Genomic DNA, 24,294 nt, shown 5'->3' on the forward strand with positions numbered 1-24,294 from the left:
AGTCGTGCCAGGCGCCGTAAAAACAGTGCTTGAGTTCATGGACCAGAGTCTCGTAGTCATTATGAACATAGTGAACCTGGCAGAACTGACCTGACCAGTTGGCGTAGCCCTTAAGCTGCCCCTTGCTCATCTTGGCCGCCTGAGGGATATCAGGTACCTGGTCAAGTTTGTCATAGTCATCGTAGATGTTCAGCGTGATGACATAGGAGTCAAGCGGCTGTGGATCATCCGGCCCTTCCGTGACCAGGCTGCTACATCCGGCCATCATGGCCAGTAGGCAGCTACAGGTTGCTATTTTACAGGTATGCGCAACCTCTCGGCTTGTCCCAAGCCGGTACCTGTTACCTTTATACATAGATCATCCTGATCTGTTCTGATTGAACGTGCGCTTCCTTGCGAGGGCTCACGTCGTGTGGCTGTCGAATTTTTGTATTAAAAGCTTGACATACACCACAGGTGGGAGGTGGTTAACTTTTAGTCTATATTTCGCCTTTTTTTTCGTTTCCATGTTCTACCCGTCATTCCGCACCTAATTTCTGGATTAAAAAGAGTGATGTTCATCACAAAATAACCAGCAGCATTAGGGTCTGACTGACACTCGGAAGGATATTGTGTATTAATGTTCGGTTGCGCTATTTTCATCCATAATTCAGGAGGTTAAAAGCCATGTTCTGTCGTACACATGGACCTCCAAACAGCTAATTCACTCATTTTTTGAAAATGAGTAGACATCTTCGCCGAAAATAAATCTAAAAATCGGGGCGGAATGTCGGTTCTACAGAGTGCTGCCAACGGACGGAAATATGGTAAAACCGCACCTGTCAGGGTAAATGGCTGGTATTGGCAGGGTCGGGCGCCCGAGCAACTCGTGCCGAGCGGGCCGGCCGCAGGTGCAGAGAGGGATCGTTGATGGGCCTGAATGTATGCGGATTACCGCTGACGGATAGGATTAATCATGAGCCTATTTTTTAGTCTGTTTTTTTCGTTTCCTTGTATTAGGTGTGTCCCGCACGGCGACAACGTCATTAATGCACAGTAACGGGACACCCCTAGGGAGCGGGAGAGCCCATGCCTGCGAACGGGTCCGGGCCACAATACGCCGGTTGCTTGATGCCATGACACCGGATGATCAATATGTTGTTTAAGAGAGTGACCTCATGCGTTTTAGCCCCCTGTTGGATGAATTGATCAAGAGCCTGCAAGTGCTGCCCGGGGTTGGGCCCAAGTCGGCCCAGCGGATGGCCTTCGCCCTGCTGGAGCGTCAGCGCGCCGGTGGCCGTCGCCTGGCGCATGTGCTGGATCAGGCCCTGGAGAAGATTGGCCATTGCCGTCAGTGCCGCACCTTCACCGAAGAAGAGATTTGCCCGCTTTGCGCCAACCCCAAGCGAGCCATCAGCGGTCAGCTCTGTATCGTCGAAAGCCCGGCCGATGTGGTGGCCATCGAGCAGACCGGTCAGTATCAGGGACGTTATTTCGTGTTGATGGGGCATCTGTCGCCTCTCGACGGGGTAGGACCGGAAGAGCTGGGGCTGGATAATCTGGCCGACTGGCTGGCTACCGAGTCGTTCGAAGAACTGATCCTGGCCACCAACCCCACGGTGGAAGGGGAAGCAACTGCCTATTTCATTGCCGATATCGCGCGCAGCCATGGCGTTGGCGTCAGCCGCATCGCCCACGGTGTGCCCATCGGCGGCGAACTGGATCTGGTGGACGGCAACACCCTCAGCCACTCCTTCATGGGGCGCAAGACCTTCGCAGATTGACACTGCTGGTGAGGGGTGAGGGGTGAGGGGTGAGGAGAAACACCGTGTAGGGTCGAATTCATTCGACCGTTTTAAGGCCGTGCCGTAATTTTGGTCGAATACTCTTACCTAAAATAAGTCGACCCTACAAAAGATGGTATGCATGATCTCGGCTTGGCGCCGTTTCTCCCCTCACGCTTTACACCTCACTGTGTCCTATACAGAGACCTATAAAACCAGTCGGTCAAGCGTGACCGCACTTAGCTGGCTCAGCAGCCGGGCAGCGGCATCACACTGCTGTACGTCGGCACTGGCTTCCACGATAAAGGCGCGCCGGATCTGGTCGGGCGTATAGCCCTGCAAAAACAGCTGACTCAGGGCGAGCTGCATGGGGCCGAGGCTGGGGTTGAAGGCGGCATTTTCCAGATAACGGCCGCGGCAGATTTGACCATCGTCCAGTAACAAGGCCACACCAGCACGGTTATGGCTATAAGGGGCATAGCTGGCGTTGGCTTCGTCCAGGGCGGACAGGCAAGCCAGGTCTTGCGCCTTCTGTTGTTGACTGTTTTGCTGGCCAAGCGAGCCGGCCGGGCTGTTGAGCATGCCGTAAGTCTGACCCAGATCCGCCGGGCCAAAGGCATGAGGCAGTAGCTCGTCAAGCATGAAGTGATCGTCGGGCAATACCAGCATGAGGCTGGTTTGATTGAGCTCATGCATAAACTGACGACAGTGGCCGCAGGGGCTGGCGCTGACAATCACTTTCTCAATGTGGTGCTCATCAAAGAGCGCCGCATGGCCTATGGCGGCCTGCTCCGCATGCAGTGCAGAGCTCAGGGGGAGGCCGACGGTTTCCATGTTGGCGCCCAGGTACCAATATCCGGATCCGCCAATGGCGATGGCACCTACCCGAAAGCCGGATACGGGTACCTGCGCTTTTTGTTGGGCCAGCGGCAACAGGGCCAGTGCCAGAGTGTCCTCACCCAGCCGGGTCGCTTGTAGCAGGGTGGCAACGTGCTCCGGGCTTAAGCGACACAGACCCTCGAGTCTGTGCTGCTGCAGTGTCTGTTTGAGTGCATCATTTTCCATCGACAGCGCCTCTTTCAACTTAATGAATCAGCCAAAGGTACAGATGAAACAGCGGCGGGGCCAGCACGCGGTGGCGATGCCGCATACCACCATGGCCAGCGAGGCGAAGGCACCCTGCACCGGACCTGCATCGACGGCGGCACCGGTGCCGATGGCGTGGGCACTGGCGCCCATGGCCAGCCCCTGGGCCTCGGGGTTATGTATGCCGGCCCATTTCAGCAGCGGAAATCCGATGATGGCGCCCATCATGCCGACGATGATCACCAGCCCCGCCGCGATGGCCGGAATGCCGCCCATGGTCTGGCTGACGCTCATGGCCAGCGGCGTGGTAATCGACTTGGTCGTGATGGAGGCCAGCAGTCGGGGCTCGGCCTGCATCATGCCACCGATAACCAGGGTGGTGCCCACCGAAATCAGGGCCGACAGGCTGCAGCACAGCACGATGGGCCACCGTCGCTGGCGGATCTTGGCGGCCTGCTGATATAACGGCAGGGCGAAAGACACCACTGCCAGCTCCAGCAACAACGTCAGGGGCCGGGTGCCGGCCTGATAATCGGCCGGGTCCTGTCCGGTCAGCAGCAGCAGGGCGATGATCGCCAGCGCCGGCAGCATGATGGTATTCATCAGCGGGCTTTTGTATCTGCGCGACAGCTTCTTGACCAGCAGATAAAGCAGGGCGGTCAGCGGTATTGCGAGCCACAGCATCATGACAGCATTCTCTGATAAAGCCGACCCACTACCAGCAGGATCAGCACCAGACCGCTGAGGGCGGAGCTTATCATCAGCCCCAGGCCGTCACTCAGCAAGTCTGCATAGCCGAGCAGGCCGGCGGCCACCGGAATAAACAACAGCCTCATATGGCGCAGCAGTAGCTGGCCGCCGTCATGCACCCAGTTTAGCGGGATCAGTTGTGTGCTGAGCAGAAAGAAGAGTACGAAGAGTCCGAGAATGCTGCCCGGAAACGAAAACGGCAAGAGTGTTGCCATGCCCTTGCCTACCATCAGGCAGGCCAGCAACACCGCAAAGTCGCGAATCAGTTTCATGTGATGGCTCTTAAAGGGATTGAACATAACGGGCTACCGCCTGAAGCAGTGCCAGCTTGTTTTCATCTTCCTGATGCTCGATCACCAATTGTTCCAGTCGGTGCATGTAGGGCTCGGCCAGTTCGGCCAGCCTGTCTTGGCAATGCTGTCGCCAGCGTTGCCATTCCTGTTCACTCAACGTATGAGGGTAGTTGCGGGCCCGGTAGCGAAACAACAGCTCGGGCAGGCGGGCATCGCTGAACTGCAGCGGCAGGGCGGCGAGGGCATCCGGCGTACTGCTGCGCACCATGGCCATGGCGGCCTTGTCTGCCCCGCTGAAGAAACCACCCTGATACAGCGCCGCATCCACATCGGTGACGGGGGGGAAGTCACGCTGCAGCTGATAGAGCGCCACCACCTTTTCGCGGATTTCCGGATGACGGCGCAGCAGATCCAGGCTTTGGCGGCAGCGGGCACGGTCGATACCCAGCTCGTCGGCTCTTTGCTCGGTCAGCGCCGCCGCTTTGGCCAGTGCCGGACATTTGTTGATATGCACCAGCTTGACCGGTACCGGCGCCAGTTCGCCCAGATCTGCCCGTTTGGTATAAAGCCGCTCGTGCAGTTGCTCCGGGGTCAGCTCGACCAGCGGGGTCAGATCCATGGCCAGGTTGACGCAAATCACCGCATTGGCGTTGTCCGGGTGCCAGGCCAGCGGCGCAATCCAGCTAGCACAGCCTTTCCAGGCAGAAAACATGCCGGACACATGTACCAGCGGCTTACTGTTGATGACATCAAGCAGCGCCTTCACCTTGTGCTTGCTGCGCAGCTCGAACAGATAGTCGAACAGCTTGGGTTGGGCCTGGCGCAGTAAGCGGGCCAGGGCGATGGTGGCGCGCACATCGGCCAGGGCGTCGTGGGCATTGCCGTGATCGATACCATTGGCCTCGGTCAGCCGCTCCAGCTTGAAACTGGGCTTGCCGTCCTCGTCTTCCGGCCACTTGATGCCGTCCGGACGCAGAGCATAGAAGGTGCGCGCCACATCCAGCAGGTCCCAGCGGGAATTGCCCTGCTGCCAGCTATAGGCGTAGGGGTCGTAGAAGTTGCGATACAGGGTGTAGCGAGTCACTTCATCGTCGAAGCGGATATTGTTGTAGCCAAGAATGCAGGTGCCGGCCTGGCTGAACTGCTCGTGGATGCGGGCGATAAACTCGGCCTCGCACAATCCCTGTTGCTGGGCGGTTTGCGGTGTGATGCCGGTGACAAGTGTCGCCTCGGGCGAGGGGAGGTAGTCGACCGGCAACCGGCAATAGAACATGACCGGCTCACCAATCTCGTTCAGCTCGGCATCGGTGCGGATGGCGGCAAACTGCACCGGCCTGTCCAGAGCCGGATTGATGCCTGCCGTCTCGTAGTCGTGGAACAGAAAAGTGGGCAGTGCTGCTTGGTCGCTCATGATGTGGTGTCTTTATCGCTGTGGGTCATACCGGGTGCTATATCGAGGCCGGCAGGAAAAAACTGGGCCTAGGGTATCATTTTGCAAAAGCAGCCGTAAGTCGTAAGCGGTCAGAGGTAAGCGAAACAAGGTCGTTTGCGGGCCCGACCCTGGCCGGGAGGTGCTGTGTTGGCTCTGGAACACGGTATTGATACGAGGCCAGTACAGATCTCCGGCCGCGCCGTCTTTCGTCGGGCGAATTCAGTTAACCCAAGGTCTTCGCAGACTAGCAGCTTGCCGCGAACATATAGCTGCCGAAAATTACCGCAAACACAAGACATGCTCCGCTTCTGACAGGGTCGAATAAAGGCGACCCTGTGAGCGCAACATGTTTGTGCAATACAGAGGCAGGCGAGTTAGCTCCCCCGATTTATCTGTTTACTCGGCGGAGTCTTCTGCCGGTTCGTAGTCGTCGTCGCCGCTACCCGCAGTCATGGGTGAACACAGGCGATGTACGCGCTTGGGACCGATGACTTTCAGATATTTCAACCAGACTTTGGCATGGCGGCTTTCTGAGGCGGCGCCTTGCTGTACCTGTTCGAAAAAGCGTTGCTCGTCATCACAACTCGGCGCCCGTTGTCCGGTATACAGCGCCAGCATGGCGTGGCCGGATAGTTCAAGCAGCTGGGCTTCCGCGACGGTAAATTCGCCACAACGACGCAGACCGCGAGGAAAATGGGCGAAGTCCTGAAACGGCTTGGTTGACTCAAAGCTCATATTCATTCTCACTCTATGTGGCTCTATGATTCGCGCAAAGTATGGCACTGCATCCCGGTACGCAAAATCAATTTTTTTCACGTGTTATTAAAAAATTTTTCATGCCTGTTTTTTGACTTCTGACTCACCTTCTCCGCTGCTGTGATCGGAGCCGTCACTGGTCAGTTCGATAAAGCGCGGGTGCTGACGCAGCGGATCGAATTCTTCGTCATCGGCGGCCACACTACGCAGGTGCACATTGCTCTGTACCGCCAGCTCCAGATCGGACAGTGCCTGATCTTCGTTACCCACGCCCGCATGGGCACAGGCCCGCTGATACAGGGCATGGGCATTCTGCTGATCCACCTGTAGTACCCGGTTGCACAGGCTCAGAGCCCATTGGCGCTCGTTCATCATCAGGGCCGCATCGGCCTTGTGGGTGAGGGCGTCCAGATCGCCGGGTTTGATGTCCAGGATTTGATCGTAGATATCGATTTTAGCCTGAGGACTCTGCTCCTGACTGGCGCGCAACCAGAGGCCGTGAATTTCCTGAAATCGTTCTATTTCCCGGTAGTTCTCCGCAATAACCTTGGTTTTTCGCTGCAGTTCGCGCTCTATCTGTTTCAGCTTGTGTTCGTAGGTGCTGGTGATTTTCTTCATCTCGGTTTCGGCATATTCCCGAGCGGTTTTCTTCAGTTCCCGTAACGATTGCCAGCCGACAATGGCCAGTACCGAGGCGGCTCCCGCCAGCAGATAGAAAAAATAGGTCACGGTCACGTTGGCGTAGCTGATGGCCTTGTCGGCCACAGCCAGTTCCTTTTCAACCACCTCGTCGATGACGTGGACCTGAAAGCGGGCCATTTCGCTGCGCAGCGCCTTCAGCTCATCCAGCATATAGCGCTCCATAAAGGGCGTGAGCGGGATGCGCTCTTCCGCCCTGGCTTCTTCTGCGGCGGGGACGGCGGTTTTTTCCTGAGCAAAAAGAGGCAAAGACACGATGAAAAAACAGAGGGGTATTAATAATTTGGTCATGGGGTACCGACTGGAGGTGGAAGACTCAAAAACTAGTCGGCGCAGGATAACCCGATGATGTCTGGTGTTCAAATAATGAGTAGTGTTCAAATAATGACTAGGCGGCACCGGGGTGCCGCCTGATACGAGATCAAGCCAGTTCTACTTCTTCGGCTTGTGGTCCTTTCTTGCCCTGGGTGACGACAAAGGTGACCGGCTGACCTTCTTGCAGGGTTTTGAAGCCATCGCCCTGTATTGAGGAAAAGTGCACAAACAGATCCGGCCCGGAAGCCCGAGTGATGAATCCAAAGCCTTTTTCCTCGTTGAACCATTTTACGGTTCCTGTTTCTTTCGTACTCATAGTGTGTATCCGATTTAGTCTGACAAGGTGGAGATAAAAGCATCGCCACTGCATTGATAGTAGCAGGTCGCCATGAGGCAAGCCTGAAAGGCCGCCAATCTCCCGTGGTGACTGGGCCTAAGGTGGTTCCGTTTGTGGCTTCATGTTGGGAATTTTGGTCACATTACGACGGTAAAATACATGCTGTTCAAATTAATTTAAGCGAGATAAGGTTGCAATTTATCAATGGTTTGTTAGGTTAATAGGGCGTTTTTACTTAGCCCACTAACTAAAACAGTTTAGGACTATAAATGATTGATACAGACACGGACACGACCATTGATTTGCAACTATTGTTGCGCCATCCCAAGTCTACCGACGGTAATGAGGTGAATAGCCTGATTGCCCGTTGTAAACCCCTGGATACCAATTCGACCTACTGCAATCTGCTGCAATGCCTGCACTTTGCCGACACTTGTATGTTGGCCGAAGATGAAGACGGCACACTGCTGGGGTTTATCTCTGCCTACCGTAAACCTGCCGAGCCAAACACCTTGTTTGTCTGGCAGGTAGCCATAGATAAACGCGCCCGTGGTGAAGGGCTGGGTCGGACCCTGCTCGATACCCTGTTGGGATCGGATGCCTGTACCGACGTCACCCACGTCGAAACCACCATCACCGCCGACAACGCCCCTTCCTGGGGACTGTTCGAAAGCCTGGCTCGCAGCCAGGGCACAGGGCAGGGCGTGCGTCACGTGCTGTTCGACCAGCAGCGTCACTTCAATGGTGGCAGCAGCAGCGAAATCCTCTACCGCATTGCTCTCGGCTGAACCTGCCGGCCGACCCCCAGTATTTTTCGAATTTTATATTTTTAGATTTGAACTCAGGACTTTAAGGAGTCGAGATGAGTATTTTTGATGTAATGGAATCCAGTGTACAAACTTACGCCCGTTCTTTTCCGGTGACCTTTAACAAGGCCCAGGGTGTATGGCTACATGACCAGAGTGGCAAGCGCTACCTGGACTTTCTCGCCGGTGCCGGCACCCTCAATTACGGCCATAACCACCCGGTATTGAAAGAAGCGCTGATTGAATATATTCAGGCCGATGGCATCGCCCATGGCTTGGATATGCATACCACTGCCAAGGCGGCGTTTCTGACGGCACTGCAGCAAATCATCCTCAAGCCGCGCAATATGAGCCATGTGGCCCAGTTTACCGGTCCCACCGGCACCAACGCGGTAGAAGCGGCGATGAAGCTGGCTCGCAAGGTGACCGGTCGCAGCAATATTGTGGCCTTTACCAACGGTTTCCATGGCGTGAGTCTGGGTGCCCTGGCTGCCACGGGTAACCAGCATCACAGAGGCGGTGCGGGTACGTCTATGGCCGATATCAGCCGCTTGCCTTACGACGGTTATCCCGGTGCCGGTGCAGACAGCCTGCTGCTGTTCGAAACCATGCTCAATGACAACTCCAGTGGCCTCGACAAGCCCGCCGCCGTGCTGTTCGAAGTGGTTCAGGGCGAGGGTGGTCTGAACGCCTCTTCAGTTGCCTGGTTGCAGCGACTGGAAAAAATCTGCCGTGCACACGACATTCTGATGATTGCCGACGATATTCAGGCCGGTTGTGGCCGTACCGGCACCTTCTTCAGCTTCGAGCCCGCCGGCATCAAGCCGGACATTATCACTCTGTCCAAGTCGCTAAGCGGCATGGGCCTGCCGTTTGCGCTGGTGCTGATGCGTCCCGAGTTGGATCAGTGGGATCCGGGTGAACACAACGGTACCTTCCGTGGCAACAACCATGCCTTCATCACCGCTCGCAAGGCGCTGGAAACCTTCTGGAAAGACGACGTCTTCGCCAGCGAAGTACGGGCCAAGGGCGAGCTGCTCACCAAACGTATGCAGGCCATGGTTGACCGCTTCCCGCAGTTGTTCGTGAAGGTCAAGGGCCGGGGCATGATGCAGGGTATCGCCTGTCGCGATGGCGATATTGCCGATGTGATCACGACCAAGTGTTTCGAACGCGGCCTGATTATTGAAACTGCCGGCCCCAACGACGAAGTAGTGAAGTGTCTGTGCCCGTTGATTATCACCGAAGCCGAACTGAACCAAGGTCTGGACTGGTTGGAAGAGTCCATCATCGAGACCGCCGGCGAACGCCTGAAGAAGGCGTCTTAAGCCTTGCCTGGCCAGTCTTGACCCGTTCGGATAAAGGGCCAGCTCCGCCGACACGCCATAAACCCATCCATGGGGGCTCCACCGCGCCGTCCCTGGTGCGGAGGGTCGGCGGAGCAGATCCCTTTATCCTCCCTGATGCCAGAGAGTGGCCTGTTGGCGTCGTCTACAGGCAACTCGGTGCTCAAAAAGAGGCAACAGAGATCGACGGCCACGACCGTGAAATGCCAGGGACGGCATTTCCCGAGCCCTCAGGGATGAGTTTATGGCGTGTCGTGGGAGGCGGCTGTGTTGCCTCTTTATCTGCAAACAGAATAAAAGAAAGGAAACAGCATGATAGTACGTACTCTTGCCGAATGTGAACAAAGCGAACGCCGTGTCCGGTCCGAAACCGGCACCTGGGAAAGCACCCGTATGCTGCTGAAAGACGACAACATGGGCTTTTCGTTTCACATCACCACCATTTATGCCAACACCGAAACCCATATCCATTACCAGAACCACCTGGAGTCGGTGTTCTGCATGAGTGGTAATGGCGAAATAGAAGACCTGGCCGATGGCAAGATCTACCCCATCCAGCCCGGCACCCTCTATATCCTCGACAAGCACGACAATCACCTGCTGCGCGGCGGCAGCGAAGACATGAAGCTGGCTTGCGTGTTCAATCCGCCGCTGAGCGGCAAGGAAGTGCATGACGCCGACGGTGTCTATGCGCTGGACACCGAAGAAGCCTGAAGATAAAGCCTCACCGCGTCGGGGGCCAGCCCCCGACCACGGACATTTTCACTGGGCAGGGTTTCATATGAAGATAAGTATCCCAGGCCCACTGAAAATGTGCGAACACGGCGACCATCCAATAAAAATATTAAGGGAATGATAGTGTCACACACAGTAGAAAAAATTGGCGGTACCTCCATGAGCCAGTATCAGGCGGTGCGGGATAATATCGTGCTGCACAAGCGTAAGCCCGGCGAATACTATCAGCGCATGCTGGTGGTATCGGCCTTCGGCGGCATTACCGACGGCCTGCTGGAGTGCAAACGCACCGGCGCCCCCGGCGTTTATGCCACCTTTGCGGATGCGGAAGACGACAGTGCCTGGGAACAGACGCTGGACAACGTCAGTAACCGCATGGCCCAGATCAACAAGGAGATGTTTGGCCTGAGCCCCGAGAGAGCCTTGGCAGACTCTTTTCTGCACGACCGCATCGCCGGTATTCGCGACTGTCTGCATCATCTTCGCCAGGTCTGCGCCTTCGGTCAGTTTCAGCTGGCGGAACAGTTGCAGACCATTCGAGAACTGCTGGCCGCCATGGGCGAGGCCCACAGTGCCCACAACATGGTGCTGTATCTGCGTCAGAGCGGCGTGAATGCGGTATTGATGGACCTGACCGGCTGGCGCACCGACGAGGCATTGCCGCTGGATCAGGTACTGGAGCAGGCGATGGAGCGCTTCGACTTGTCCAGCCAGCTGCCGGTAGTGACCGGTTATGCCCATTGCAAAGAAGGGCTGATGAGCCGGTTCGACCGGGGGTACAGTGAAATGACCTTCAGCCGGCTGGCGGTGCTGAGTGACGCTCGCGAGGCCATTATTCACAAGGAATATCATCTGAGCAGTGCCGACCCGCGACTGGCGGGCGAAGATCAGGTGATCCCCATCGGCCGCACCAACTACGATGTGACCGATCAGCTGTCCAACTTGGGGATGGAAGCCATTCACCCTCAGGCCGCCAAGGGCCTGCGTCAGCAGAATATTCCTTTGCGGGTGCGCAACACCTTCGAGCCGGATCACGAAGGCACCCTGATTACTACCGACTATCGCAGCCCCTCACCCTGTGTGGAAATGGTGGCCGGTCGTCGTAATCTGTTTGCGGTGGAGCTGTTCGATCAGGACATGGTGGGCCGGGTATCCCATTATGCAGAGTGCTTCACCGACGAATTGGATCGCATGAAGCTGAATCTGGTGGCCAAGGACATGAACGCCAACACCCTGACCTATTATGTGTCCGGCAACCGTAAAACGGTGCGCACCCTGGTCAGCGCTTTGCAGCATCGGTTCGACAATGCTGAGGTGAATACCCACAAGGTATCGCTGGTGTCGGCAGTGGGTAGTGACATGAGCATTCCGGGCCTGCTGGCCCGCTCGGTGGGTGCCCTGAACAAGGCCAATGTGCCGGTACGAGCGGTACACCAGTCGCTGCGCGCGGTGGAAATGCAGTTTATCGTCGATGACGAGTACTACGAGCAGGCGGTGGTGTCTCTGCACGACGAACTGGTGCAGACCCACGCCGAGACGGTAGCGCTGGCGGTGGCGTAACGCGATAGCGTTATGTGGTCAGTAAAAGCCCGGTGTTTCCGACAAGGAGCACCGGGCTTTTTGTGTCTGCCTGTAGGCCCGATTTTAGTCGGGCGAGCCAGCCATCGGCGGTGATTATCCCCGTTGAAACGGGGCCTACAAAACATAGCCTTCTTCCCAGTACCGGCCGTTTTTGGCACACTGAACCATTGTTTTCTGCAATCTGGACTCTTCTCATGGCAAAACGTGCCTGTGCCCTGCATATACTGGTAAAAACCGAAGCCGAATGTCTGGCGATAAAACAGCAACTGGACAAGGGCGGCGACTTTCACAAGCTCGCCAAAAAACACTCTACCTGTCCTTCCGGCAAGCGTGGTGGTGATCTGGGGGAATTCAACAAGGGTGATATGGTCGGCCCTTTCGACAAGGCGGTGTTCGGTGGCCCCGAGTTGGTCATTCAGGGGCCGGTGAAAACTCGTTTCGGCTATCATCTGATCAAGGTGCTGTACCGTAATTGACCGGTCATCCTGTCGGTTGACAAGGCAGTGGCTCACCAAGGATAGCGTATGTTTCTCGAGCACATTCAGATCCGTAACTTCATGGGCCTTAACCAGTTGTCGCTGACACTCAATCAGAGCACGGCGCTGATGGGTGAGAATGCCTGGGGTAAAACCAGCCTGTTTCGGGCCCTGTGGCGGCTGATGGGGCAGGGTGGTTGCTGCTACCAGTTTGTGGACGAGGATTTTTACCGTCCAGAGCCGGATGAAACGATTGACGAGCTGCAAATTGTGCTCAGTTACCGAGAGCACAGGCCCGGCATCAGTGAGCATTCGGCACGGCTGGCGCGACTGGAGCCGGTCTGGGTCAAACACAAGGACAGTTTTCATCGGGTTCATTACCGGGCCCGAGCAAGGCGTACTGCCGAGGGCATCATCAGCGAACACGGCTTTGTGGACGGTGGCGGTGTCCCCATCGAGCTGGATGACGCTCACAAGCTGGTGCATAGCCTGATAGAAATGAACCCGGTGTTTCGCCTGCGTGACTCCCGGGGCACACCTCAGGATCTGCCCATCGTCAACCTGAACGGCGATTACGAGCAATTGCTGACGCGGCTGAGTGAGCAGTTGGCGGAAGAAGAAGATCTGAGCCTGCGGGATATCAAGGCCGGGCTGGACGCGGTGCGTCAGCTGTTTGAACACTACTTCACCCCCCAGGGCGCCACCAGCCGGGCTCCCCGGCGGGCGCGGGACATCGCCATTCACCCGGTCACCCTGAGTCAGTTGGGCAAGCTGAACGACTGGCAGCCGATGGGTGAAGAAAGCGGTCTGTCGCTGGCGCTGTCGGCGATGGCCCGTACCATACTGCAGGCGCGGGGCGGACGTCCCATCGAAGTGGGCTCCCGTCCCATGCTGCTGATTGAAGATCCCGAAAGCCGACTGCATCCCACCATGCTGGCGGTGACCTGGGGCATTCTGGAGCGTTTTCCGGGGCAGAAGCTGGTGACCACCAATTCCGGCGACCTGCTGTCGGCCTTTCCGCTCAATCATCTGCGCCGACTGGTGCGGACAGAGCTCGAAACCAAAAGCTTTCAGATTGGTAACGAAAAATACAATGGCGAAGACATGCGCCGTATCGCCTTTCATGTGCGTATCAACAGACCCATGTCGCTGTTTGCCCGTTACTGGCTGCTGGTGGAGGGAGAAACCGAGATCTGGCTGCTGAACGAGCTGGCCCGCATCTGTGGTTATGTCTTGCCCGCCGAGGGCATCCGTATCATCGAGTTTGCCCAGTGTGGCCACAGTCCTTTGATCAAGGTGGCGAGAGATTTTGGCATCGGCTGGCATCTGCTGACCGATGGCGACGAGGCCGGACAGAAATACGCTCAGGGCGTGCGCAGCATGTTGCGCGGCGAGCGGGAAGAGGATCATCTGACCGTATTGCCGCGGCTCGATATCGAACATTATCTGTTCGACAGGGGACTGGAATCGGTGTTTCGCCAGGAAGCACAGATCTACGACAAACATACTCCGGCCACTCGTATTATCGAACGCGCCCTCAGCCGGCGCAGCAAGCCGGGCATGGCGCTGGCGGTGGTGGAAGCCATCGAGTTGCAGGGCGTTCAGCTGGTTCCGGTGGAATTACGACGCATGTTTGCCCGAATGGTCGCGATTGCCCGTCGACAGCGGTAGAATGCGCGGGTTTATATTTTGGAGAATCACCGATGACAGAATTGTTGCCGGCGCGGTTGTTTGCGCCACTGGCATTAACCGCCATTGCGGCCCTGGGCCTGCTGCTGTGGGTATTACGAAACGGCGATCTTTGCCCCGGTCAGCGTCGGCGCATCAGCGACGGTCTGTTGTCGACCTGGGCGGTATTTGGCCTGGCCCTGATGCTGGGGGTGGAAGCCGCCGTGCCGGCTCCTCTGTTGTGGCTGGGCGGGCTGGCATTGTCCGCCGGCCTGGGCTCGGTCCTTTATCAGGCGCGGCTGCAGGGCAAGCGCAGCCTGCCGTTAAGCTGGCACACGCCGGCACTGGCACTGGCAGTGCTTTATGGTATCTGGATCATGACCATAATGGGCCCGGCCGCACTGCTGGCGGCCGGCGCCGGTGGTTGTGTGTTTGCGCACCTGATCATGGTGCGGGCCAAGCATCGCTTGCAGGCCTTCAATACCCTGCTGCCGCTGGTGGGTATCGCCTCTGCCGTCGGCTGGTTGCTGTTGTTGCTGGTGCAGGCCATGGTTGCCAGCAGCGCCGCTCAGGCGGACATGAGCCATTTGATTGTGCCCTTCGGCCAGATGAGCGCGGCGATACTGCTTGGTGCCATCACCTGGTTACTGCCCTTGATGAGAAAAGAACAGACCCGGCCACCGGTGATTGCGGTTGCTGTTTTGTTAATATTGGGCGCCCTGACCACGGGGCAGGGCATTATCTGGCAGTTGTCGATTAACATCTCTTAAACAGCAAAAAAATTGCGGTAAAGTCATAATTTTTCTCGTTGTACTTGCAAAATAGCCCCACCTAGAATGCGCGCCTCAAAAACCGGAGGCGCCATGCACTTAATACCCCTTTATTTACATTTGACACTGCTTACCCTGGGTAACGCTTTTCTGTTGACCCTGGTGGCGGTGTACCTGAACGCACAGGGGGCGCCTGCGGCACAAATTGGCCTGGTAGGATCGGCTTTTTATCTTGGCATGTTGGGTGCGAGCTTTTTTGCCGATAAGTTTATTGAGCGGTTAGGGCATGTGCGGGCGCTGGTGTTTTGCTGTATTGCGCTGGCACTGGCCGCCCTGGCGCTGAGCTGGACCAGCCTGTTACCGGTGTGGCTGGTGCTGCGGGTGTTAGCGGGCATGGCGGCTGCGATTGGCTTTGTGGCGGTTGAAAGCTGGGTGTTGGGTGTGGCGCCGTTGCATCAACGTACTCGTTCAATGGCGCGTTATATGCTGGTGTACTACTTCAGTTATGGTATTAGTCAGTTATTTATCGACTGGGTACCACTGTCGGGCATGATGGGTTTCTGGTTGGCGAGCAGCTTCTGTATTTTGTCTGTGGTGCCATTATGGTGGGCCAAGCAACCTGACTTGAACAGTGAAGCCGAGAGCAACGGTGCCAGTGGCAAGCCACCACGTGCCGAACGCGCCCTGGGGCTGGTGGGTTGTCTGGTGGCAGGTATGTTGTTAGGCACCCTGTCTGCGTTAATGCCGATTCAGCTTGAACAGCTGGCCTTGGGTGAGGAGATTGGCCTTTATATGGCTTGGCTGATCCTGTGTGGCATGGCATTTCAGCTGCCTAATGGCAGTTTGGCCGACAAGCTCGGCAAGCGCACCATGATGGCGGTGCAAACCCTGATGATAGGTGCCGGTTGTCTGTTGCTGTGGGAATTCGACGGCAAGGGAGTCATGTTGCTGGCCTTTGCTTTGTTAGGCGCTGGTGGTTTCACCCTGTACCCGACGACCATGGCGTATGCCTGCGGCAAAATGAACGGTCGCGCCCTGGTAAAAATGACGCAGAAGCTGATGTTTACCTACAGCATCGGCTCGCTGACCGGCCCGGTGATAGCGGGCATGATGCTGGAAAAATACCGGTCCGGTCTGTTCCTGTTTGTCATCCTGCTGGTGGCCGGCTGGGCGCTGTGGCTGTTGCTGATGCGTCTGCTGACCGACAAGCCGGTGGGCACCACCATTTAAGCGTGTGCGTTCATCTTCTTTAATAACGGCAACGGCCGGCCCCAGGGCCGGCCGTTGTGGTTTCTGGTCTTCGCCAATCAGCAGGTACCATGAGCCACCGGGCTTATTTCTGGGCCAAATGAGGGTAGACTGGTACCAACCAATCAGAAACAGTCGGCATCGGCCGATGAAGACCGCAATAAAGGCTATTACGGTCGGGTCTGTATTCTTTTACAGTAATAAAAACGAGAATGACTGTATCGCTTTCCATAGGGGGTTCATGATGAAAATGAAAACATTGTCAGCGGTTGCCGTGGTCGCCGTGCTCGGCCTGGCGGGCTGTGCCAACCCGGATGTGTATTCCGGTGATGTCTATAGCAGCAGTGCCGCCAAGCAGGCGCAAACGGTGACCTACGGCACCGTGGTGTCGGTGCGACCGGTGACCATTCAGGCCGGAGACGAAAATCCGAATCTTATCGGTACCCTTGGTGGTGGTGTGGTTGGCGGTATGCTGGGTCACCAGGTTGGCGGTGGCTCCGGCCGATCACTGGCCACGGCGGCAGCAGCCATTGCTGGTGCCATGGTAGGCTCGCGGGCCGAAGACAAAATCAACCAGGTCAAGGCGGTGGAGCTTGAAGTGCGTACCGACCGGGGTGACAGCCTGATTGTGGTGCAAAAGGCCGATCGCAACTGGCAGGCGGGCCAGCGGGTACGACTGGTGGGCTCGGGTAGCACCATGAGTGTGGCTCCCAACTAAGCCAGACTGAAGGTCAAACAGCAGAAAGCAAAAAGGCGCCTTGAGGGCGCCTTTTTGCTTTCTGGAAATAGTCTTATTTCTTACAGGAAATATTTTTATTTCTTATGTGTTTTACAGTCCTGTCTTCCCGGGCTCATTTACATCTGTGCCAAGGAAGGTGCAGAAACGGCGACTAAAGCGGCGCCAACTGTAAAAATGACGGTGATAATCAACTCTTTCATTTTTAACCTTCCTCAACGATGGGCTGTGCAACCAATATACGGACATCCTGTTGGCTTTTCAATCGGTATTTTGTTATTTATTCATTAATTTAGCCACCCTGATGGTGTAACGCCTGTTTTATTAAGTTTATTTTGTGTTTCACGGCAGTTTGTCACAGTTATTGATTGGTTGTTTTTTCATTTCAATTAAACTAATCTTTTTTAAATCATAGGTTTAGTGTTTTATTTGGTGGTGTGATGCTGCTTGGTTGTAGGAGGTGTCGTATCACCCTGTTGTGGATCTAAATCACGTTTTTAACGGGTCTTTGGCCATCGCTGATGCCGGTGAAAAAATTTTATGATGATAAAAACACCACCGAAGTGGGCAGAATGTATCAAAATGGAGTTAGAGCAGATTTTGTCGCTGCGAACACGGTGTTACGAGAGAAATCGAGCCCTTGGTGGTAATACCTTTGCTTTTGATGAATAGCGCCGGCGCAGCCACAGCCTGACGATGGCAGGCGATGGCAGGCGATGCGCCATCCTGGCTCCCTTCGCGGCTCATTTCTGCTAGAATGCGCGCCAGTTTTTAATCGAGTAAATGGGGTTGGGTTTGACGCAGTCCGTTGAACAGTGGCAGGCAAAGCTGAAAGAGTGCCGGGGTGCCGTACGCGGCCGTTTTCGTCGTCGGTTGCAGGGGCTGGCAAAGCTACCCCAGGCCAAACAGGAAAAAGTGCTGGCAAACATTGCCGCCGAGATGATCGCCTCGAGCACCGAGCGCCGCCGCCGGCAGGCATTGCTGGCCCATCCCATTCATTATCCGCCGCAGCTGCCGGTCAGCGAAAAGCGGGATCTGATAAAAGCCGCCATTCGTGATCACCAGGTGGTGATCATCGCCGGCGAAACCGGTTCCGGAAAAACTACCCAGATCCCCAAGATGTGTCTGGAGCTGGGTCTGGGCGTAGACGGCACCATAGGCCACACCCAGCCCCGGCGGCTGGCGGCACGCAGCGTGGCCACCCGACTGGCACAAGAGCTGGAATGCGAGCTGGGCCAGCGGGTCGGCTATAAGGTGCGTTTCAACGATCAGATAAGCGAAGGCACCCAGGTCAAGCTGATGACCGACGGTATTCTGCTGGCCGAAATTCAGCAAGACCGCATGCTGCGCCAGTACGACACCATCATCATCGATGAAGCCCACGAACGAAGCCTGAATATCGACTTCATCATGGGTTATCTGAAGCAGTTGCTGCCGAAAAGACCCGATCTCAAGGTGATCATCACCTCAGCCACCATAGATCCCGAGCGGTTTTCGCGGCATTTCAACCAGGCGCCCATCATAACGGTGTCGGGCCGTACTTATCCGGTGGAACTGCGCTATCGACCGCTGGTGGACGACGACCGTGAGCGGGATCAGCTGCAGGGCCTTTTCGATGCGGTAACCGAGCTCACCCAGGAAGGCCCGGGCGACATTCTGATTTTCATGAACGGCGAGCGGGAAATTCGCGACACCGCCGATGCGCTCAACAAGCTGGAACTGCGTCACACCGAGGTGGTGCCGCTCTATTCCCGACTGTCCAACGCCGAGCAGAACCGCATTTTCGAATCCCACAGCGGCCGACGCATCGTGTTGGCCACCAACGTGGCCGAAACCTCGCTCACGGTGCCCGGCATTCGTTATGTGATTGATCCCGGCACCGCGCGCATCAGCCGATATTCGTACCGTACCAAGGTGCAGCGGCTGCCGATTGAGCCCATTTCTCAGGCCAGTGCCAACCAGCGTATGGGCCGTTGCGGCCGGGTAGAGGCGGGCATCTGTATTCGTCTGTTCGGCGAAGACGACTTCATGAATCGGCCCGAATTTACCGATCCGGAAATTCTGCGCACCAACCTGGCCTCGGTCATCCTGCAGATGCTCTCTCTGGGCCTGGGCGACATTTCCGCCTTTCCCTTCGTGGAAGCACCGGATCGCAAGAACATCAGCGATGGTATTCGGCTGCTGGAAGAGCTGGGCGCCGTACTCGGCGATCAGGGCAATCTGGCGCTGACCCCGCTGGGGCGCGATCTGGCCCGGTTGCCGGTGGACCCGCGTCTGGCACGCATGGTGCTGGCGGCGCGCGAGCACGGCTGCGTGACTGAAGTCATGGTGATCACCGCCGCGCTCAGCATTCAGGACCCCCGCGAACGGCCGCAAGACAAACAACAGGCCGCCGCCGAGATGCACCGCCGTTTTGCCGACAAAGACTCGGACTTCATGGCTTACATCAACCTGTGGAACTACCTGAAAGAGCAGCAGAAGGCGCTTAGCGGCAACCAGTTTCGCAAGCAGTGCATCAAGGAGTTCCTGAACTACCTGCGGGTGCGCGAGTGGCAGGATATATACAGCCAGCTCAGGCTGGTGGTACGCGAGCTGGGCTTTCCGCTCAACAGCGAGCCCGCCGATTACAATAGCCTGCACCAGGCCTTGCTAACCGGCATGCTCAGTCAGGTGGGCATGCGTGACGGCGACAAAAAAGACATCCTCGGTGCCCGCAACGCCCGCTTCGTGCTGGTTCCGGGCTCCAGTCTTGCCAAAAAGCCGCCCCGCTGGCTGATGGTGGCCGAACTGACCGAAACCCATCGTCTTTATGGTCGTACCGCGGCCCGCCTGGATCTGGAATGGCTGGAACAGGCGGGCGCTCACCTGATGAAGTCCAATTACAGCGAGCCCTACTGGTCGAAAAAGCAGGGCGCCGTCATGGGCTACCTGAGTCAGAACCTGTTCGGGCTGCCGGTGGTGGTGCGTAGGCGAGTCAATTACAGCCAGGTCGATCCCACATTGTGCCGGGAGCTGTTTATTCGCCAGGCCCTGGTGGAAGGGGAGCTGCAGACCCGTCACGAGTTCTTTCACCACAACCGGGCCCTGCTGGAGCAGGCCGAGGCTCTGGAGCACAAGTCGCGTCGTCGGGATCTGGTGATTGACGACGAAACCCTGTTCCGGTTTTACGACGAGCGATTACCCGCCGATATGGTGTCGATTCGCCATTTCGATGACTGGTGGAAGCAGGCGCGCAAAGCCAACCCCGAGTTGCTGCACTTTACCGAAGAGATGCTGCTGAATGAAAGAGCCGACAAGGTCACCACTCAGGATTATCCCGATGCCTGGCAGCATCATGGCCTGAACCTGGCGCTGGACTACCAGTTCGAGCCGGGGCAGGAAGAAGACGGGGTCACGGTGCGTATTCCGCTGCCGCTGTTGAACCAGGTGCAACCGGCGCCGTTTCGGTGGCAGGTTCCCGGTCTGCGCCGCGACTTGCTGATTGGGCTGATTAAATCACTGCCCAAGCCGATGCGTAAACACTTTGTGCCGGCGCCCAACTTCGCCGAGGCCCTGCTGGCGGCCATGACCCCGCTGGAAGGCGAGCTGCTCGATCAGATGGAGAAGCACTTGCGCCGGATGACCGGAGTGACGGTGCCGCGAGAAGACTGGGACTGGCAGGCGCTGCCAGTGCATTTGATCATGCGTTTTTGCGTACTGGATGCCGATGGCAAGGTGCTGGCCGCGGGCCGGGATCTGGACGCCATCAAGCTGTCGTTGCAGGGGCAGGTGCAGACCGCGCTGACCCAGGCGGTGGACGATGACCGTTTCGAGCAGGACGGGCTATTGGCCTTTCCCGAGCGCACCATTCCCAAAACCTACGCCGCCAAGCGTGCCGGTTTCGAGGTGAAGGCCTATCCGGCCATTGCCGATCAGGGTGACAGCGTGGCGCTGACCCTGTGTGAAGACGAGGTAAGCCAGGCCCAGACCATGTGGAGTGGTCAGAGCCGCCTCTTGCTGCTGCAATTGCCGTCGCCCATCAAGTACCTGCACGCAAAACTGCCCAACAAGGCCAAACTGGGCTTGTATTTCAACCCCTACGGCAAGGTGCTGGATCTGGTGGACGACTGCATTCGTGCCGGGGTGTATGCCCTGATGCGCAAGCACGGCGCTCCGGCCTGGACGCCGGAGGCGTTTGCCGCGCTGAAGGACAAGGTCGCCGGAGAACTGAATCAGACCGTGGCCGACATCGCCTTGCAGGTAGAAGAAGTGTTGAGCCGGGCCCACGCCGTCAAGAAACGGCTGAAGGGTAAGATAGATCTGGCGCAGGCCATGGCCATGTCGGACATTCAGGCCCAGCTGGACGGCTTGATTTTCCGCGGCTTTGTGACTGGCGCGGGTGCCGAACGGCTGGCAGATCTCGGTCGTTATCTGGAGGCACTGTCGCGCCGGCTGGACAAACTGGCCATAGATCCGCACCGGGATCGGGCACACCTGCTGAAAATTCAGCAGGTGCAGCAGGCTTACCAGTCGTTGCTGAACAAGCAGCCGAAGGGCAAGCCGCTGGCGCCCGAGGTGGCGGAAATCCGCTGGATGCTGGAAGAGTTACGGGTGTCGTTCTTCGCCCAGACCCTGGGCACCCCGTATCCCATTTCGGACAAGCGCATCCAGCAGCAGATAAATACTTTGTGAAGAGTGAAGGGAGAGGAGTAAAAAACCTGGAGTGTTCGTGTCTCACCCTTAACGCCTCACGGCCCTTGCTTTACCTTGTCGCCGGGGCCCGTGCATGTTACCATCCGCGCGCTTTTTACAGGCGAATGCCGGTCGCATCGTTCGCCACTAACCTTTAAGAGAGAAAATTATGTCATTCGTATTTGAAGCTGAAGTTCGTTCAGACCTGGGGAAAGGTGCGAGCCGCCGCCTGCGTCATGAAGACAAGATCCCTGCCATCGTTTACGGTGCAGGCCAGGAGCCGGTAGCTATCGCTCTGGACCACAAAAAAGCCAACCTCGCCCAGGCCGACAACGCTTTCTACAGCGAAGTGCTGACTCTGGTTATCGACGGTCAGGAAGTGAAGGTGAAGGTTCAGGACGTACAGCGTCACCCCTTCAAGCCGAAGCTGACCCACCTGGATTTCGTTCGCGCTTAATTGCGAATTGAATGCTGAAAAAACCGCCGCAAGGCGGTTTTTTTGTGCCTGCGATTTACAGCAGCAGGTTCTGATCGATGGCAATAAAGTCGCTGGCTGCATCCATCAGCGCCTTGGCGGTAAGGGCGGGGGCGCCGTATACCTGAACCCGCTTGTTGTAATTCTGGCGCAGCTTGTCGGCAAGAATGGCAAAATCCCCGTCGCCGGACACCAGTACCAGGGTGTCGGCGATGGCCGCCGACTCCAGCATGTCGATGGTAATGCCGACATCCCAGTCGCCTTTGGCCGAGCCGTCTGCCCGCTGGATAAAGGGCTTGAGCTTCACATCGAAACCGATGGCTCGCAAAATGTTCTGAAACTGGCGCTGCTTCTCGTCGCCCCGGTCGATGGCATAGGCATAGGCTGCCACCACCTCGCGACCGTCGGCCACTTCGGCCCAGAAGGCGTTGTAGTCGAAATTGCCCCCCAGCGCCTGCCGGCAGGTGTAATACACATTCTGTACATCTACAAAAATCGCGACTTTTTCCTGCATGGTCGGCACGGCGTTGCTCAAGGTTGGTTTACATCGGACATATAGGGTAGCAGAGTTCGGCATTTGAATGCCTGCATACTGTTCCCGGCGGTAGTGAGCAAGGTGCTTTCTGGATATAATGCGCTAACTTTTTACTTTTCTTTCAGGTCGTTATGAAGTTAATCGACATCGATAAAACCCGTTATCGTCGCCATTTGAATCGCGTTCTCATTGGCTGTGCCCTGGTCCTGGCGGCGGGCAGTCTGCTGGTATCGCAAACCCTTATCGCCCTGTTTCCGAGTCCGAGCGAGAGTCATTTTCACTGGAATGCGCTGGGTGTGCTGGTAACGGCGGCGGCCGTCGGGCTGGGCTTGAGCAAGTATCGCCATCATGATTACCTGACCGAAGTGCTGTATGTATGGGAGCTTAAGCAGTCACTGAACAAAATTACCCGTAAAATGCGCAAGCTGGAAGCCGCCGCCAATACAGGCGATGCCGATGCGCTGCAGGTACTTCATTACAGTTATGCCGGTTCACGGCAGCTGTGGAAACTGGACGATAACGTCATCATCATGGATGAATTGAATACCAAACAGGCGCAGCTCGACACACTGGCAGCCAAGTTCAACGTAACGCTGAATGTTGATGATTATGATGACAGGATTCTGAAGCGGTTTTAACGGCGCTCGAGTACAATGCCCCTCTTTTATCGAACCATGATACGGGTATTGCGCGCCAGCAACCCTTCATTTCAGCAGCGGCCAGCGCATAGATGGTGATAGCCCCTGTCCTTTCAAGCAGTAGGGATGACGACATGTCAGACAAGTTTTTCTTCAAGGGCCGCCAGGATGCGCGCCAAAGCCATATCAGTTACGGCTATCAGACCAAGGCCAGTTACAAGCTCGGCAGCAAGAAGCATCCGCTGACGCTGATGGTGACCAGTGAAGCTCGAAAGCTGGAAGTTGAAGCCCTGGTGGCCGAGGCCCGGCTGTATGCAGAGGTGAGTATCGATACCAATGAGGGGGCGGTCGAGTCCATCTCTGAGCTGACCGCTTTGCTCAACAAGGCAAATACCGTCCAGCAGGAAAAGACGCCCGAGCGCAACGATCCCTGCAGCTGCGGCAGCGGTAATAAATACAAGAAGTGCTGCGGTTAAGGCATTTTCAACGCCAGGGCCAATAGTGCTGTGAGGTGATAAACATAAGAGAGGCGGACTCGTTGTCTGTCTCTCTTTTTATTATCTGTCATCCAGATAATTTCCATCTCGGCGGTGTGTTTGCCTGTTCCGAGGGCTAAAAAACGATCAGTCCAGTTTCAGCGATTAAGTGAGTCATTTTGATGCAACAAGCTATTGTCGGTTATCACCTGGATGAAGAGCATGACTGGGTAGCAGAATTACAATGCGGCCATTTTCAGCATGTGCGTCATCAGCCGCCTTTCATCAACCGGCCCTGGGTCATTACCGTCTCCGGCAGAGAAAGCATGCTGGGCCATTTGTTGTCGTGCAAAAAGTGTGATCGAGATGAACCAAAAGATACTACAGTGTGAGGCTAATCCGATGATTTTATTGATGGGAGTTTGATGTGGCCGACATGCAGATTAATGAAAAACAGGAAGTGACCGTGGTCGATATAAAAATGCCATTTATGTCCATGGTGATGTTTATGGTCAAGTTTGCCATCGCCTCCATACCGGCATTTATCGTTTTGACGATTATCTTCATGATCCTGGGGGCGGTGTTTGGTGGCATCATGCACGGCCTGGGATTGGGGTCGGGAATGATGGGCTATTAATCACTTCGTTCACAATGATGTTGTGATGCCGTTATTTTTAAAATATCTGATCGGACTGGTGCCAT

General features: G+C 56.4%; 24 protein-coding genes and 1 pseudogene. 16 read left to right on the forward strand and 9 right to left on the reverse strand.

The window, feature by feature from the left end:
* A partial coding sequence (locus UN63_RS13980; RefSeq protein ID WP_146084754.1) for a hypothetical protein occupies nucleotides 1–268 on the reverse strand: 268 nt, incomplete at its 3' end.
* Nucleotides 269–1,157: 889 nt separating this feature from the next.
* Here UN63_RS13980 and recR point away from each other — a divergent pair.
* The gene (gene recR / locus UN63_RS13985; RefSeq protein WP_104487625.1) at nucleotides 1,158–1,763 is read left to right on the forward strand and encodes a recombination mediator RecR; all 606 of its coding nucleotides are present in this window, start codon (nucleotides 1,158–1,160) and stop codon (nucleotides 1,761–1,763) included.
* A 207-nt stretch (nucleotides 1,764–1,970) separates the two neighbouring features.
* Here the strand turns inward: recR and cdd are convergent, their stop codons facing one another.
* The 7 genes and pseudogenes from cdd to UN63_RS14020 all read right to left on the reverse strand — a co-directional run bounded on the left by cdd (nucleotide 1,971) and on the right by UN63_RS14020 (nucleotide 7,410).
* Complete coding sequence (gene cdd, locus UN63_RS13990) at nucleotides 1,971–2,828, reverse strand: cytidine deaminase (protein WP_104487627.1); 858 nt, start codon at nucleotides 2,826–2,828, stop codon at nucleotides 1,971–1,973.
* Between the two features lie 19 nt (nucleotides 2,829–2,847).
* Nucleotides 2,848–3,536: pseudogene (locus UN63_RS13995) on the reverse strand (LrgB family protein).
* Nucleotides 3,533–3,871: a CidA/LrgA family protein gene (locus tag UN63_RS14000; RefSeq protein WP_104487665.1), complete on the reverse strand. Its 339-nt coding sequence runs from the start codon at nucleotides 3,869–3,871 to the stop codon at nucleotides 3,533–3,535. Before UN63_RS14000 ends, UN63_RS13995 begins: the two are co-directional and overlap by 4 nt.
* A 10-nt stretch (nucleotides 3,872–3,881) precedes the next feature.
* Nucleotides 3,882–5,303, reverse strand: a complete 1,422-nt coding sequence (gene sbcB / locus UN63_RS14005; protein WP_104487629.1) for an exodeoxyribonuclease I — start codon at nucleotides 5,301–5,303, stop codon at nucleotides 3,882–3,884.
* A gap of 417 nt (nucleotides 5,304–5,720) precedes the next feature.
* Nucleotides 5,721–6,059 (reverse strand): MaoP family protein, encoded by a 339-nt coding sequence (locus tag UN63_RS14010; RefSeq protein WP_104487667.1) that lies wholly within the window; start codon nucleotides 6,057–6,059, stop codon nucleotides 5,721–5,723.
* Between the two features lie 99 nt (nucleotides 6,060–6,158).
* Nucleotides 6,159–7,070: a tetratricopeptide repeat protein gene (locus tag UN63_RS14015; RefSeq protein ID WP_104487631.1), complete on the reverse strand. Its 912-nt coding sequence runs from the start codon at nucleotides 7,068–7,070 to the stop codon at nucleotides 6,159–6,161.
* 130 nt (nucleotides 7,071–7,200) lie between these two features.
* A complete protein-coding gene (locus UN63_RS14020; RefSeq protein ID WP_104487633.1) occupies nucleotides 7,201–7,410 on the reverse strand; it encodes a cold-shock protein in 210 nt (69 codons plus the stop codon).
* A gap of 290 nt (nucleotides 7,411–7,700) precedes the next feature.
* On the opposite strand from UN63_RS14020, the gene ectA reads away from it, so the two are divergent.
* From ectA to rplY, 11 genes are all read left to right on the forward strand, one after another.
* Nucleotides 7,701–8,219, forward strand: a complete 519-nt coding sequence (gene ectA, locus UN63_RS14025; protein ID WP_104487635.1) for a diaminobutyrate acetyltransferase — start codon at nucleotides 7,701–7,703, stop codon at nucleotides 8,217–8,219.
* Nucleotides 8,220–8,293: 74 nt separating this feature from the next.
* Nucleotides 8,294–9,565 carry a diaminobutyrate--2-oxoglutarate transaminase gene (gene ectB / locus UN63_RS14030; RefSeq protein WP_104487637.1) on the forward strand — a complete coding sequence of 424 codons (1,272 nt, stop codon included), beginning with the start codon at nucleotides 8,294–8,296 and terminating at the stop codon, nucleotides 9,563–9,565.
* Nucleotides 9,566–9,895: 330 nt separating this feature from the next.
* Nucleotides 9,896–10,297: an ectoine synthase gene (locus UN63_RS14035; RefSeq protein WP_104487639.1), complete on the forward strand. Its 402-nt coding sequence runs from the start codon at nucleotides 9,896–9,898 to the stop codon at nucleotides 10,295–10,297.
* A gap of 144 nt (nucleotides 10,298–10,441) precedes the next feature.
* Nucleotides 10,442–11,878: an aspartate kinase gene (locus tag UN63_RS14040; protein WP_229793540.1), complete on the forward strand. Its 1,437-nt coding sequence runs from the start codon at nucleotides 10,442–10,444 to the stop codon at nucleotides 11,876–11,878.
* Nucleotides 11,879–12,093: 215 nt separating this feature from the next.
* The gene (ppiC, locus tag UN63_RS14045; protein WP_104487644.1) at nucleotides 12,094–12,375 is read left to right on the forward strand and encodes a peptidylprolyl isomerase PpiC; all 282 of its coding nucleotides are present in this window, start codon (nucleotides 12,094–12,096) and stop codon (nucleotides 12,373–12,375) included.
* A gap of 48 nt (nucleotides 12,376–12,423) precedes the next feature.
* A complete protein-coding gene (locus UN63_RS14050; protein ID WP_104487646.1) occupies nucleotides 12,424–14,046 on the forward strand; it encodes a DUF2813 domain-containing protein in 1,623 nt (540 codons plus the stop codon).
* A 32-nt stretch (nucleotides 14,047–14,078) separates the two neighbouring features.
* Nucleotides 14,079–14,813, forward strand: a complete 735-nt coding sequence (locus UN63_RS14055) for a hypothetical protein (RefSeq protein WP_104487649.1) — start codon at nucleotides 14,079–14,081, stop codon at nucleotides 14,811–14,813.
* A 93-nt stretch (nucleotides 14,814–14,906) separates the two neighbouring features.
* Nucleotides 14,907–16,043, forward strand: a complete 1,137-nt coding sequence (locus UN63_RS14060) for an MFS transporter (RefSeq protein WP_104487652.1) — start codon at nucleotides 14,907–14,909, stop codon at nucleotides 16,041–16,043.
* A gap of 259 nt (nucleotides 16,044–16,302) precedes the next feature.
* Entirely contained in the window at nucleotides 16,303–16,779 is a 477-nt protein-coding gene (locus UN63_RS14065; protein WP_219821177.1) for an outer membrane lipoprotein, read from the forward strand.
* 813 nt (nucleotides 16,780–17,592) lie between these two features.
* The gene (gene hrpA, locus UN63_RS14070; protein ID WP_244905184.1) at nucleotides 17,593–21,468 is read left to right on the forward strand and encodes an ATP-dependent RNA helicase HrpA; all 3,876 of its coding nucleotides are present in this window, start codon (nucleotides 17,593–17,595) and stop codon (nucleotides 21,466–21,468) included.
* Between the two features lie 169 nt (nucleotides 21,469–21,637).
* Entirely contained in the window at nucleotides 21,638–21,925 is a 288-nt protein-coding gene (gene rplY / locus UN63_RS14075; protein ID WP_104487656.1) for a 50S ribosomal protein L25, read from the forward strand.
* Between the two features lie 55 nt (nucleotides 21,926–21,980).
* Here the strand turns inward: rplY and UN63_RS14080 are convergent, their stop codons facing one another.
* The gene (locus UN63_RS14080) at nucleotides 21,981–22,478 is read right to left on the reverse strand and encodes a LabA-like NYN domain-containing protein (RefSeq protein WP_229793539.1); all 498 of its coding nucleotides are present in this window, start codon (nucleotides 22,476–22,478) and stop codon (nucleotides 21,981–21,983) included.
* A gap of 131 nt (nucleotides 22,479–22,609) precedes the next feature.
* On the opposite strand from UN63_RS14080, the gene UN63_RS14085 reads away from it, so the two are divergent.
* The 4 genes from UN63_RS14085 to UN63_RS14100 all read left to right on the forward strand — a co-directional run bounded on the left by UN63_RS14085 (nucleotide 22,610) and on the right by UN63_RS14100 (nucleotide 24,229).
* Nucleotides 22,610–23,116: a DUF3087 domain-containing protein gene (locus UN63_RS14085; protein WP_104487658.1), complete on the forward strand. Its 507-nt coding sequence runs from the start codon at nucleotides 22,610–22,612 to the stop codon at nucleotides 23,114–23,116.
* Between the two features lie 134 nt (nucleotides 23,117–23,250).
* On the forward strand, nucleotides 23,251–23,592 hold the full coding sequence (locus UN63_RS14090; RefSeq protein WP_104487660.1) for a PBPRA1643 family SWIM/SEC-C metal-binding motif protein: 342 nt from the start codon (nucleotides 23,251–23,253) through the stop codon (nucleotides 23,590–23,592).
* Nucleotides 23,593–23,774: 182 nt separating this feature from the next.
* Nucleotides 23,775–23,984: a DUF3565 domain-containing protein gene (locus UN63_RS14095; protein ID WP_104487661.1), complete on the forward strand. Its 210-nt coding sequence runs from the start codon at nucleotides 23,775–23,777 to the stop codon at nucleotides 23,982–23,984.
* A 44-nt stretch (nucleotides 23,985–24,028) separates the two neighbouring features.
* Entirely contained in the window at nucleotides 24,029–24,229 is a 201-nt protein-coding gene (locus UN63_RS14100) for a hypothetical protein (protein ID WP_219821178.1), read from the forward strand.
* The last annotated feature ends 65 nt before the right edge of the window (nucleotides 24,230–24,294 follow it).

This window comes from Oceanisphaera arctica (genome assembly GCF_002936955.1).
GTDB lineage: Bacteria > Pseudomonadota > Gammaproteobacteria > Enterobacterales > Aeromonadaceae > Oceanimonas > Oceanimonas arctica.